Origin of the sequence: Nostoc sp. NMS7, assembly GCF_017115085.1 — a bacterium.
GTDB lineage: Bacteria > Cyanobacteriota > Cyanobacteriia > Cyanobacteriales > Nostocaceae > Nostoc.
Map to the genome: position 1 here is coordinate 45,826 of NZ_JABXKJ010000227.1, position 12,915 is coordinate 58,740.

At 45.1% G+C, this 12,915-nt stretch carries 10 protein-coding genes and 2 pseudogenes; 4 read left to right on the plus strand and 8 right to left on the minus strand.

Annotated elements, in window-relative coordinates:
• Window positions 1–2: 2 nt before the first annotated feature.
• The 5 genes and pseudogenes from HWQ38_RS28040 to HWQ38_RS28060 form a co-directional block, all read right to left on the minus strand.
• A complete protein-coding gene (locus HWQ38_RS28040) occupies window positions 3–188 on the minus strand; it encodes a ssl1498 family light-harvesting-like protein (protein ID WP_292800451.1) in 186 nt (61 codons plus the stop codon).
• A 236-nt stretch (window positions 189–424) separates the two neighbouring features.
• Window positions 425–2,437, minus strand: coding sequence for a glycine oxidase ThiO (thiO, locus tag HWQ38_RS28045; protein WP_292800454.1), 2,013 nt, complete (start codon window positions 2,435–2,437; stop codon window positions 425–427).
• 98 nt (window positions 2,438–2,535) lie between these two features.
• The gene (locus tag HWQ38_RS28050) at window positions 2,536–2,934 is read right to left on the minus strand and encodes a hypothetical protein (RefSeq protein ID WP_292800457.1); all 399 of its coding nucleotides are present in this window, start codon (window positions 2,932–2,934) and stop codon (window positions 2,536–2,538) included.
• 49 nt (window positions 2,935–2,983) lie between these two features.
• Window positions 2,984–3,130: pseudogene (locus HWQ38_RS28055) on the minus strand ((2Fe-2S)-binding protein); the annotation flags it as partial.
• A 130-nt stretch (window positions 3,131–3,260) separates the two neighbouring features.
• Window positions 3,261–3,422: pseudogene (locus tag HWQ38_RS28060) on the minus strand ((2Fe-2S)-binding protein); the annotation flags it as partial.
• A gap of 75 nt (window positions 3,423–3,497) precedes the next feature.
• Between HWQ38_RS28060 and cimA the strand changes: the two are divergent.
• Window positions 3,498–5,168, plus strand: coding sequence for a citramalate synthase (gene cimA, locus HWQ38_RS28065; RefSeq protein WP_292800460.1), 1,671 nt, complete (start codon window positions 3,498–3,500; stop codon window positions 5,166–5,168).
• 118 nt (window positions 5,169–5,286) lie between these two features.
• Complete coding sequence (locus tag HWQ38_RS28070; RefSeq protein WP_292800463.1) at window positions 5,287–5,859, plus strand: bifunctional 2-polyprenyl-6-hydroxyphenol methylase/3-demethylubiquinol 3-O-methyltransferase UbiG; 573 nt, start codon at window positions 5,287–5,289, stop codon at window positions 5,857–5,859.
• Window positions 5,860–6,264: 405 nt separating this feature from the next.
• On the opposite strand, the gene HWQ38_RS28075 is transcribed toward HWQ38_RS28070, so the two are convergent.
• On the minus strand, window positions 6,265–6,498 hold the full coding sequence (locus tag HWQ38_RS28075; RefSeq protein WP_292800466.1) for a hypothetical protein: 234 nt from the start codon (window positions 6,496–6,498) through the stop codon (window positions 6,265–6,267).
• 160 nt (window positions 6,499–6,658) lie between these two features.
• Between HWQ38_RS28075 and HWQ38_RS28080 the strand changes: the two genes are divergently transcribed.
• The gene (locus tag HWQ38_RS28080; protein ID WP_292800468.1) at window positions 6,659–8,797 is read left to right on the plus strand and encodes a flavin-dependent dehydrogenase; all 2,139 of its coding nucleotides are present in this window, start codon (window positions 6,659–6,661) and stop codon (window positions 8,795–8,797) included.
• 82 nt (window positions 8,798–8,879) lie between these two features.
• Here the strand turns inward: HWQ38_RS28080 and HWQ38_RS28085 are convergent, their stop codons facing one another.
• On the minus strand, window positions 8,880–10,421 hold the full coding sequence (locus tag HWQ38_RS28085) for a hypothetical protein (RefSeq protein WP_292800471.1): 1,542 nt from the start codon (window positions 10,419–10,421) through the stop codon (window positions 8,880–8,882).
• 507 nt (window positions 10,422–10,928) lie between these two features.
• Here HWQ38_RS28085 and HWQ38_RS28090 point away from each other — a divergent pair.
• Entirely contained in the window at window positions 10,929–11,225 is a 297-nt protein-coding gene (locus HWQ38_RS28090) for a hypothetical protein (RefSeq protein WP_292800474.1), read from the plus strand.
• 134 nt (window positions 11,226–11,359) lie between these two features.
• Here the strand turns inward: HWQ38_RS28090 and HWQ38_RS28095 are convergent, their stop codons facing one another.
• Window positions 11,360–12,859, minus strand: a complete 1,500-nt coding sequence (locus tag HWQ38_RS28095) for a hypothetical protein (protein ID WP_292800476.1) — start codon at window positions 12,857–12,859, stop codon at window positions 11,360–11,362.
• Between the last annotated feature and the right edge of the window lie 56 nt (window positions 12,860–12,915).

Here is a 12,915-nt window from a genome sequence, read left to right on the forward strand (position 1 = left end):
TTTTAGGCTGGACTAATCTGGGAAACAAAGAAGGCGACTAGAATCAAGCCGCCAACCAAAGCTGTAGCGACGATTCCTAGTAAGATATAAGTTCGCTTTTGCCCTTCCGTGGGAGGTTCTCCTTGATAAATCTTTGGTTCCCGGGCAAAATTATTCAGAAGACCGCCTTCTTCGTTTGTATAAGGCATGAATTGATTCCTTTATCTTTATTGTTCATTTGATGTTACATAAATGCTATATCTGCTTTCAAACTGCTAAACAAATCGTTATATTGGGCATTGGGCATTGGGCATTGGGCATTGGGCATTGGGCATTGGGCATTGGGCATTGAGCATTGGGCATTGGGCATTGGGCATTGGGCATAAAGTTATTCTCCCTTGTCCCCCTTGTCCCCCTTGTCTCCCTTGTCTCCATGCCCCATTCCCTAACTAGTAATCGTCCCAGTCAGAGGAGAACTAGGACTGGCGTAATCTTTGATGGGCATCCTGCCAGCAAGGTATGCTAGACGACCGGCGACTGTTGCTAAATTCATGGCATGAGCCATTGCTGCTGGGTTTGGAGAAAGAGCGATCGCACTATTAATTAACAAGGCATCTGCTCCCAATTCCATTGCCTGGGCAGCTTCTGAAGGTGAACCAATACCGGCATCTACCACCACTGGCACACCTGCATTTTCGATAATAATTTGGATGTTAGCAGTTGTTTTCAGCCCTTGTCCAGATCCAATCGGCGATGCCAAAGGCATTACTGTCGCACAACCAACATCTTCTAAGCGCTTGGCTAACATGGGGTCAGCGTTGATATATGGCAATACTGCAAAACCCTCTTTAACTAGTTGTTCTGCTGCTTGCAGCGTCCCAATCGGGTCTGGGAGTAAATACTTAAGGTCAGGTATTACTTCTAACTTGACAAAATTATTATCTTCCTGCCCTAACAATTTCGCCATTTCTCGCCCCAAACGCGCCACCCGAATTGCCTCTTCAGCAGTTTGACAACCTGCGGTATTGGGTAACATCCAAATTTTCGTCCAATCCAAGGCTTCAGCTAAACCTTCATGTCCGGGGGCTTTGGTTTGTACCCGTCGTACTGCTACGGTGACAATTTGGCAATCACTGGCGGCAATACTTTGTTGCATTTCCTCGATGCTGCGATACTTCCCGGTTCCTGTCATCAAGCGGGATTGGAAGGTTTTGCCAGCGATAATCAGTGGGGAGTGGGGAGTAGGCTTGCCGTGAGCGTAGCCGAATGGGAGTGGGGATATAGCAGGCTGATGCCCGTTGGAGAAATTGGCAGAGTGAGTCAGCATTGGGGTGGAGGTAGATGGCTGGGACTGGAAACGCGAATAGTGAAAATCAGCAAGTAGGGGGTCAGACTTTTGTTCTAAGATGAAATCGGCAATCAATGTGGCTGTTACGGGTGCAAGGAGAATCCCGTTGCGGTAATGACCAGTAGCAAGGGTTAAATTTTGACAGTGGCTAGTGCCAAGGATGGGTAATTCATCGGGAGTGGCTGGGCGAAATCCCCACCAAAATTCCTGGATGGGATAATGTTTTAATTGGGGATATAGGCGGATGGCAGCTTGTAATAATGTTTGAATGCCTTCTGGGGTGTTGTCAGGGATGAAGCCAACGTCTTCGCTTGTTGCCCCAATAATCAGGCGATCGCGTCTTGGTACGATGTAAATATCTTGTCCGAATAAAACCCGCTTTAAGGACAATTCTGGCACAAATTCCGGTATCCGCACACTCAGCATTTGTCCTTTTCTGGGTAGCACAGGTAATGGTAATAATTCATTTGACCAAGCACCTGAAGCTAAAACATAGTGCGCGGCGCGAATTATTCCAGCATTGGTTTGCACGCCAACCACTTGTCCTTGCTGCTGTAAAAATGCTTCTACTGTAATGCCGTCTTTGAGTTCAACGCCAACAGACTCAGCCGCCGTCCACAATACGTGAGCTAGAGCCTTATTATCAACTTTTGCGTCCTCAGGATACCACCAGCCACCAACTACCTCTGCTCCCAATCCTGGCTGATATTGATGAATTGCCTCTTTGTTGAACCAGTAAGCCGGGGATGAGGGGGATGAGGGGGATGAAAGAATTAATTTCTCTCTCTCTGCTCCCTCATCTCCCCCTGCTCCCTCATCAAAGACAGGTGCGAGGATACCGCAAGGTCGGTAGCCAGTATTTAAGCCAGTCAGGTCTTCTAATTTGCGCGTCCAGTCGGGATATAAAGCCCGCGATCGCCAACACAATGAACGCATTGCCAGATTTGGGATCTTTTCCGCATCTGGTGCTAACATCCCGGCGGCGGCGTGGGTAGCGGCACCCTGGAAGTGACGACAAAGCACGGTGACGTCTGTCCCGCGCAGTTTTAGTTCAATGGCGATCGCTAAACCAATAACACCGCCACCAATAATTACAGTCTCGTTAGTCATTAGTCATTAGTCATTGGTCATTAGTCATTAGTACATAACTAATAACTCATAATTCATAACTTATAACTTATAACTCGTAACTAAGGACGGAGCGATCGTTACCACAAGGCGCGAATTGGTTCGTTGCCTTGATTTTGATCACTGGATTGCGTGTTTGTTCCTGAAGTATCTGTATTGCTGTCTGTTGTACTGTCAGCAGGTGATGTTGAGTCATCGCTAGGATTCTGGGCAACGCTACTTTTCTTGTCAAGTCTTGGGGCGACAATACTGCGTCTGGTTTGGTTTGTTTGGCTTGTTTCATTTCCTTCAGTTGCAGTTTCATCATTTTTGCTGCCAGCACTGCTATTAACATTGATATTAGCTGGCAGTACTTCTGATTTTTTATCACCGGGAGCGTTAGCAGTTTGTACGCCCATCGGAAAGTTGATGCCTAGTAATGTACCAAGCAGAATGGCCAAACCTCCAGCCATTAAAATTAAGGGAGTCCATCTACCCATCTTGTCTTACTCCTTTTTAACCTTTTGGTGTCCACACTATTCGAGAAACTTATCCCCAAAATCCATCAAACTTTGTCACTTTCACATCGCCTAAAACCGGAGTTTGACAGGCTAAACGTAGGTCTGTTGTAGGAGAATGGGGAGGAAGCGAACGCCGTGCTCGATCACGCCAATTCGCTGCTAATACTTTGCCCTGCTAGATAAACTCTTGACATCCTTAGACATCCTGACTTTATTTGACGTTTCATCGGGTGGAGTCGGCTCCAGAACCCTCCGCGCCCAGACACGCTTTAGCCACCCGTGTTTAATATCTAGTGTCCTAGTTTCTCTACCTTAACTGTACAGATACCGCAACTGCCAATGCCGCGACAGTTTATTACCTTAGCACCGTCATTGTAGAGGTGAATACCATTTTGCAGCAAAACTTTTCCGAGATTGCTTCCCTGTCCACACTCAATTGTTTTACCTTGAGCTAGTATCTTAGGCATTTTTAAATCGCCAAACTGGCATTTTATTGTATATTGACACATTGTCTCGAAAGTTGTATAGTCTGTCCCAGTTTTATGACCACAAATTCCTCATCTCAACTTTGGCTCTATGACACTACACTACGGGATGGCACTCAGCGCGAGGGGCTATCAGTATCGATAGAAGATAAGTTACGCATTGCCAGGAGACTCGATCAACTAGGAATTCCCTTTATTGAAGGCGGTTGGCCTGGTGCTAATCCCAAGGATGTAGAATTTTTCTGGCAACTCCAAGAAAATCCGCTAAAATTTGCTGAAATTGTGGCTTTCTGTTCGACTCGACGCCCCAATACCACTGCCGCAACTGAACCGATGCTACAGGATATTTTGGCTGCCGGAACTCGCTGGGTAACGATTTTTGGCAAGTCTTGGGATTTACACGTTACAACCGGACTCAAAACGACATTAGAAGAAAATTTGGCGATGATTTGCGACACAATTGAGTATCTCCGTTCGCAAGGGCGTCGGATTATCTACGATGCCGAACATTGGTTTGATGGTTATAAGCACAATCGAGATTATGCTTTACAGACATTAGAGGCTGCGATCGCATCTGGTGCTGAATGGCTAGTCCTCTGTGATACCAATGGTGGGACTTTACCTCACGAAATTAGCCAAATTGTTCAAGATGTCATAAGGGTGACTAAGGAATGGGGCATGGGGCATAGGGCATGGGGCATAGGGAAAGAATCTACCCAATCACCAATGCCCCAAATTGGAATTCATACTCATAACGATTCGGAAATGGCGGTTGCTAACGCAATAGCCGCCGTGATGGCAGGGGCAAAAATGGTACAGGGGACAATTAACGGTTATGGTGAACGTTGCGGAAATGCTAACCTCTGTTCGTTAATTCCCAATTTACAACTGAAGGCGGGTTACAGTTGTATCACAGAAGACCAGCTCACACAACTTACAGAAGCTAGTCGTTTTGTGAGTGAGGTAGTCAATCTCGCGCCAGATGAACACGCCGCTTTTGTGGGACGTTCGGCTTTTGCCCACAAGGGCGGTATTCATGTATCAGCTGTGGAACGTAATCCCCTAACTTACGAACACATTCAACCGGAACAAGTCGGGAATTCTCGCCGCATCGTGATTTCGGAACAGTCTGGACTCAGCAATGTTTTAGCCAAAGCCCGTAGTTTTGGGATTGAACTCGATCAGCAAAAGGCACAAGCGAGGGAAATTCTCCAGCGCCTCAAAGAATTGGAGAGTGAAGGATTTCAATTTGAAGCAGCAGAGGCAAGTTTTGTATTGTTGATGCACGAAGCTTTGGGAAATCGCCAGCAGTTTTTTGAAGTCAAAGGTTTTCAAGTCCACTGTGACTTGATTGAGGGGAAAGAAATTAGCAACGCCCTCGCTACAGTCAAAATCGCTGTTGAGGGGAAAAATATTTTGGAGGCGGCGGAAGGTAACGGGCCAGTGGCAGCGTTAGATGCAGCTTTACGCAAGGCTTTGGTGAACTTTTATCCCCAAATAGCAACCTTTGATTTGACAGATTACAAAGTGCGGATTCTCAACGGACATACGGGTACTGCGGCAAAAACTCGTGTATTGGTTGAATCAGGTAATGGTCGTCAACGCTGGACGACGGTAGGAGTTTCTACCAATATTTTGGCGGCTTCCTATCAAGCGGTGGTGGAGGGATTAGAATACGGTTTGTTGTTACATTCTCAGGCACAAGCAGCTTTGAAAACTTCTAGTTAACAAAGCAAGTATATAGTCTAGGTCATCTACGCTTTGTTTATTGAGAAAATCAAGGAGCGATCGCACAACAATCTAGCGCGATCATGATTTCCAGAAAGAGCAAAAACAATGCAGGAACATGAGGCAAACACTAACTCAAAAGATACAGACAGACTTTGACCGAATCGCATTACTAGAGCAGCCAACATGGAATCACAACAGTCATTATCACAGTTTCCTGCTGAAACAACTACCAGCCCAGTGTGCGAACATTCTAGAAATCGGTTGTGGTACTGGAGCATTTTCTCGTCTATTGGCTCAATGTTCTCACAGAGTTAAGGCGATAGACTTATCTCCCAAAATGATAGAAGTAGCTCAGTGCCAGTGTGAATGTTACATAAATATTGATTTTCAAGTGGCTGACATCTTGCAGTGGGAATTTCCAGTTGAGCATTTTGATGCGATTGTCTCTATTGCAACTTTTCACCATTTACCACTTGAGAACTTACTGCCCAGTTTGAAGGCTGCATTAAAACAGGGTGGCAAGCTAATAGTTTTGGACTTAGTAGAACATGAGATTGTTCGGGACAGCTTAAGTGATGTGATTGCTGTTCCTCTGATCTGGACCAAATGTTCAAAAATAGACGCATCAGACCGACACGGGAAGCAGCAGAAATATGGAGAGAACATGGTCGTACAGACAAGTACCTAACTCAATCACAAGCACAGCAAATTTATCCAAAAGTGCTAACGCGAGCAATCGTCAGGAAGTATTTGTTCTGGCGTTATTCAGTAGTATGGCAAAAAGAGCGTATTGCAGGTAACTGAGAAACTCGATAATTTTAGCTTCAGTTAATAATCCCCAGTGCTGATATGGTTAAATTAGTGGCTTTTGAGCCGTGAATTCTAAAGTAATCAGCCAATTGCCAATTCCAGACAAATAATTATTCTCATTCCCACACCTAAAAGGCGTAGGCGCAGCCCGCCGCAGGTCTTACCCTGAGCCTGCGCCGTTCGCGGAGCGTCTCGTAGAGAAGGGCATCGCTAAAATCCAGGTGCAGACCTAGAAAACTAATGCTGCGACAAAAATTGCCAAAATTTAATTCTATGCAAGGTTTTAGGAGAACTTTTCCCAGGATTGGGCAACTAATTGGGTCAACCAGCGACGTTGTTGCTGATCCAACAGTGGATCATCTGCTAGCAACTGAGCGGTTAATTCTTCCAAAGATTGACCCTGAGCGCGGACAATTTTAATAACTCCAGCGATCGCACTAGCAACTAGTTCTTCATCAATCGGCTGTTGTCGCAGGGCAACAATTTCCTGGGGACTCTCTGGAATGGGATAATTCATGGCGTAGGTTTAGAGAAATAAAAAATGAACAATAACTTTGACAAACTCTTAAAATTTCTTCACTGAATCTTTACGAAACTAATAGGGCGGAGTTTACCTTACTTTGTGCCTTCATAAAATCTGTCTTAGTGAGTAGATTCATGGGAGATGTCAGGAAAAAATGAGAGAAATCCTTTATTTAGAAGTTCCAACTTCGGATATAGCAACTGTGCGTAGCTGGTTACAAACAGATTTTGAACCCGGAAATGGAGAAAAAGTACTTACCTCGGAAGGCTTTCGCCTCAAAATACCCACTGCAACTACAGCTGCTACTGGGACTATTGCCGAAAACTTGCCTGCGGAACTTTCAGTATTTGTCTGGTCGGTGCAACGAACTACCTATCTAAAAGTGTTTCGTTGGGCAGAACAACCCTTCCCCAATGAGAGACAAATCCTGCAACGCCTGACCAAGGAAATCAGAAGCCGTTTTCCGCATGATTACCCAGAACCACCAGCGATTGATTTATCCCAACAGTCGATTTTTGCAGCACTAGGCTCTGTTTACCCCCTCACCGTCAAATATTTTCAGAAAATGCCCAACGGTGAATATGACCTAACGCGTGCCTACTGGTGGGAACAACGATGGCGCGAAGGAGTACGGAATCCGCAGCAACCGCGTCAAGTCGTGTTTTCCCATGTGAGAGGAGCAGGGGAGCAGGGAAGCAGGGAGGAAATAACCAATGCTCAATGCCCAATGCCCAATGCCCAATACGACATCATCTATATCGGTGGCGCACTAGGCGCGATTCATGCGGCACTGATGGCAAAACTCGGATATAAAGTTCTGCTAGTGGAACGAATGCCTTTTGGGCGGATGAACCGAGAATGGAATATTTCCCGCGATGAGATTCAAAGCTTGGTTAACCTGGGTTTAGTCACCCCGGCTGAGTTAGAAACTATCATTGCCAGGGAATATAAAGACGGATTCAATAAGTTTTTTGATGCTAATAATCCAGCCAAACTGCGATCGCCCGTCCTCCACACACCCACAGTCCTAAATTTGGGTTTAGATTCCGAAAAATGGCTGCAAATGTGTGGGCAAAAACTGCAAGCAGCAGGCGGTGAAATCTGGGATGAAACAGAGTTTATCCGTGCAGATATTGATATATCACAAGTCATTTTGAAAGTCAAGCACTTATCCAGTCAAAGCGAGAAGCAAGTAAGTGGACGACTACTAATAGATGCAATGGGAACTGCATCGCCCATCGCTTGGCAATTAAATGGTGGTCGGGCTTTTGATAGTGTATGTCCGACAGTGGGAGCGGCAATTGAGAGCGGATTTGAGCCAGGGGTATGGGATTCCCAATATGGAGACGTTCTTTACAGTCATGGGGATATTTCGCGGGGAAGGCAGTTGATTTGGGAATTGTTTCCGGGAGCAAATGATGAACTGACGATTTATTTATTTCATTACCATGAAGTTAACGCTGAAAATCCCGGTTCCTTGCTGGAAATGTACGAGGACTTTTTCACGATTTTGCCAGAGTATCGTCGGTGCGATATGGACAAATTGGTGTGGAAGAAGCCGACATTTGGGTATATACCGGGGCATTTTAGTGTGGGGAGTAGCGATCGCACAGTTGCCTTTGATCGATTGATTGCGATCGGTGATGCGGCATCACTCCAGTCTCCCCTGGTCTTCACCGGTTTTGGTTCCCTAGTTCGCAACTTAGAGCGCTTGACAACGCTACTGGATACTGCTCTCAAACATGACTTGTTGAGTTTCCGACATTTGAACCAAATTCGCGCCTACCAAAGCAACGTTTCAGTGACTTGGCTATTTTCCAAAGGCATGATGGTGCCCACAGGGAAATTCTTACCACCGCAGCGAATTAACTCCATGCTCAACACCTTTTTTGGGCTGTTAGCAGACGAACCCGTAGAGGTGGCAGATAACTTCATCAAAGATCGGTGTGATTGGTTAACCTTTAACCGCCTAGCACTGAAAGCAGCTAGCAAAAATCCCGCCTTGCTTTTATGGATTTGGCAACTTGCTGGCCCAAGGGATTTGCTCAGATGGCTTGGTAGTTATTTCAACTTCGGTCGTCATGCCTTGGTTAGTGCTTTGCTGAGTCCGTGGTTTGGGCGCTTCTTGAGCCAGATAGGTTTTTGGCTGGAACCCCGGAATCCGGGATTATGGCTGTGGCTATTGGCGATTAATTATGCGATCGCCACAGGGAAACCGCGATCGCGCACTCAGGTAGCAAAACCCAACCCAGAAGCCATAATTCCGAAGTCAGAAGTAAGAATTAGTCATTAGTCATTAGTCATTAGTCATTGGGCATTAATCGCGTCTCTCCAAACTCCTGTACAGACGCGATTAATCGCGTCTTTCCCAACTCCTAACTCTTGGGGCGAAAATTCGGCAATTCCACGGATGCCAATGACTTACGCCCCTTAGGTGGACGCTGGGGATAAACCACTGGTGAGGGTGAATTGGCATCATCGGTGTTATCACCTGATGACTCTGGGGAAAAATCAGTCCCCGACAATTCCAACTGTGTCAATTGTGAAACTTCTGACCAATAGTCTTCAGTGTCTTCAACAGGCGTCTCGGTGTGAGGTGAACTAGAGGAAACTGGTAAATTATCGGCTGGTGAAAGCTCAGAATCTATCATTCCAGAAGTGGAGGTAGTTGCAAGGCGATTAATTTCTGTCTCCAATTGCTCCTCCTGTGGATTTTCTAGCTCCTGATCGTCTTCTAAGATTGTTGCTAAAGTCTCCCAGATAGGCGGATTACTATCTACCTCCGTTTTCGCAGCCGGCGGTGGTGATGCAGATGCAGTCTGGGAGGTGAAAAACATTTGGATTAGACTATCTAATTGCTGATCTAAATTTGACGAACCCAAAGGTGAAACAGCTTCCGGTGTATCTGGGGAATCATCAATTTCTGGAGAGGGTCCCGGTTGTGCTGGCGTTGGCGTATCTTTCTTAACTGACCAGTTCCAAGAAGATGATGCTGTCGGAGTGGCTTCATTTTTTTGAAATGGGACTGGTGTTGAGGGTTCGCCCCAAGAATTATCTAGATCATCAGTTAAGGATTCTGATTCTGTTGACCAAGGTTGAATTGGCTGGGCGTTAGGAAACAAAGACCGAGCTTTTTTAGAGAATCTTCCTTGTCCACTGGTTATGTCTTTGGGATGTTTTGCAGTATCCTCTAGAGAGTCATAGGTAGTCCGGGGTGGATCTAGACATTTTTCCAGAGCTGCTTTAAATTGCAGCGTCTGGCGTTGTTGTCGCATCAGTCTAGTACGTAACTCCCGACAAGCATTTTCTGATTGCAATAGCTGCTGAGACTGTTCGTTGCTGTTAGTGTGTAGCAACGTACATTCTCGCTCTAACTGGGCGAGGCGTTGTTGGCTAATTTGTAGCTGTGCTTTATAACTATCAATAAAAAGTTCCTGGCGTTGAACAGTTTGTACAGCAGTTTCTAATTGTTGAAATAGGGATTTTATCTGCTCTTGAGCCGCAGCCAGTTCCTGAGTATGTTGGTTGAGCATCGACTCACTAACGCTCGAACGCGTTCTTTGCCACTGCAAAACCTTTTCAGACTCAGCTAAGTTATCTTTTAGCTGCTCCACTTGTCCATACAAGTTATTGTTAGCCGCACGCAATTCTTCATTCAATGCCAGCAGGTTCTGAAATTCCGAGTCAATAAGTGCTTGTTTGCCGCTTTCCGGCTCTGCAACCCAGTCCTGCTGAGTGGTATCTTGTGAAAATTGTCTATCTTCAGCTGGCATGAGGAGTGGCAGTTTTCTAACTGTCATATTGTCATTAGGCACAACTGCGTAAAAGGGACAACTCGCCTGCTCTGATTGTGGCGAATTAGCAGAATTTAGGGATTCGATCACAGCCCTCTTGTCTGAAGTGTCAGCTTCATTCATCACTCTTGACCCACCTGCTTAAAAATATTCAGCAGTGCTGGCATTAGCATTGCTTCTCAACTGTGTGTAATCAGCATTTGCTCTAAAAGCTAAGTTTAACTCTCTCCAAGCACCAGTAATTAATCATCAATATTTTGGATTTAGACTGATGCCGTTATAACACTATGATCCTCTTCCTCGTCAAGAAGAAGAAGAAGAATTTTGATGTAGCTTTAGCTGACCGCAGGGTGGGAGACAAGGGGGAGAGAGGAGAAACGCGATACTTAAAAACTAAACTGTATTGGCTGATGAAGTTTTTCTAGATTCAAAAACTGGATAATTATATAGTTTATTATTTATAATCGCATCTGTCTGAAGATTGTAATTAAAAATGTCTTCTTCAATAAGTTTTTATACTGATAAATTCTGACGCCTCGGCGGAGCGTCTCCGGCTCCGCTACTTAATTCTAAATTCTGCTGTAAATTTAGAGTTTTTCTAAAATCTATTTTTTTCAAAAGAGGTGAGCTATGAGTATTTTTAAAGTTGAAGTTGTCAAAATCAACAGCATTAATCCTCATCCCAATGCTGATAGGCTAGATATTGCCTCTATTGAAGGTATGGCGTATCAAGTAATTATAGTCAAAGGTAACTTTCACCCTGGAGATTTAGCTTTTTACTTTCCTATTGATAGTGTTATTCCAGAAAACTTTTTAGATAAGTTTGGTATTCGTAACTACTACTCGAAAAAACTGTGTGCTGCCCTAATTGCATCATGGAAGGCGTTATTGTGCAACCACTCATTGAGAAAACGCATCCAGAAATAGGTAGAGTAGTCTTAAAGTTGATTAGCGATCGCTATCTGCTGCGTAAGGATGGAACTGAACTTCATTAGGTTCAACTCGATTTTTGGTGTCCCCACCTTAACTCACCTTCCGAAATCGACTTACGAATTATTCTCTCAAGGTAGCCACCGGGGATGAAATCCGGCTAAGGGGAGTTTTTCTGGTCTAATTTCAACAGTCGCAGCATCAGCGATGGGTAACAGAGGCATCAACCATAGGCTACTGGTAGCGATCGCATCTCCATCATCAGTTTTCAAAGTGTTTGCGGGTAATGATGCTGTCGCGTTTGTCTGCGGCACTACTTGGTCAAATAATAAGCCCAAACCGTCAGCAGATAAAGTCATTTGCACATTCCGTTGAGCGGGAGGCAGTACTAGCAGTGGTTTCTGTTGCCCGGTTTTCAGATCAATTGCTACCACATAAGGCTGTTCTATGTATTGTTCCTTGGATACTAGCTGTGTCAGCAAGCAGTAGAGGGTGGGTGAGGCGATGTCAAATTGGCAGCTGAGAATTGAGCCTGTAGTTTTTAATAGCTGTTTCTGCACACCTTGGTTTGTCACCAAAAATAAATCTCGCGTGTAATCTGTATTAAACTTTACCATCGCTGCTTGAGAGCCATCTTTGGAGAAAGCCTGTACCAAACCAAACTGCGGCAGAAAATCTAGGGGTCTACTGGCATCATCTTGCAGTGGTAAGATCGCTGCTCCCTGTCCTTGGGCAACTGCTACGGCTTTACTATCTGGCGTAATCATAAAGTCTCCCCCCGGTTGGCTTTTTAGGCGTTTCGGGGCGGTTTTTTCTCCTGAACCGTTACTGGTTGCTGGCATAAACCATAGTCCAAAGTCGCCGGGATTAGTTTTATTTCCTCTCTGGATGACAATAGTTTGCCCATCGGGTGATAAGTCAAATTTTAGGTTTTGATAATCTTTACTATCTAAAGTCAGGTCAACTTTGCCTCCTGCTTCTGCTTCTTTTCCCGATTTACCAGAAACGCCTGTTGTCACTGTATAGAGTTGGGCTGAAAGTAAGTCTTGGTTATTTGCGGCGCGAGCAGAAAATAAAATTTTCTCCCCATCTGGAAATGACTCAAAGTCAATTACTATCAAGTCTTTAGGGGTAAGTATCCTTTTTTGCTCTTGAGTCAAATTGTAAAGAACTAACCGCCCCTGTTCTTCTTGATTGGTTCCGATGTAAAGGATGACGCGATCGCGTGTGCGGAAGTTACCAACAAAGGGCTGTATCAGCCGATTTTTGCCTTCTTGCTGGGCAAACTTATCTTTGGCTCCCTGTAACTCCACTTTATAATTCGTACCATAGGGTGCTGGTGTCACCAGTGTATAAACCATCCGCCGCCCTGCCCAACTGAATTTGCCTGCTAGGGGTGGCTCAATTTTTAAGTTATCCTCTACGCTTTTTATTTCCATTGGGCGGCTGAAGGTGAAGGTGAAGGAGTTATCTTCTGCCCCAATTTGTTGATTTTGCCAAGTAAATTCCCGGACACGAGCAGTCACCACATCACCTTGCAATAGAATTAACCCAATCAGCACACTCAAGAGTAGCATTAGTGCGATCGCTATCCGATCTAGTGGTTGGATAAATGCTTTAGATTTAATCATTTGTTATGGGGCATTGGGCATGGGGCATGGGGCATTGGGCATGGGGCATTAGACTA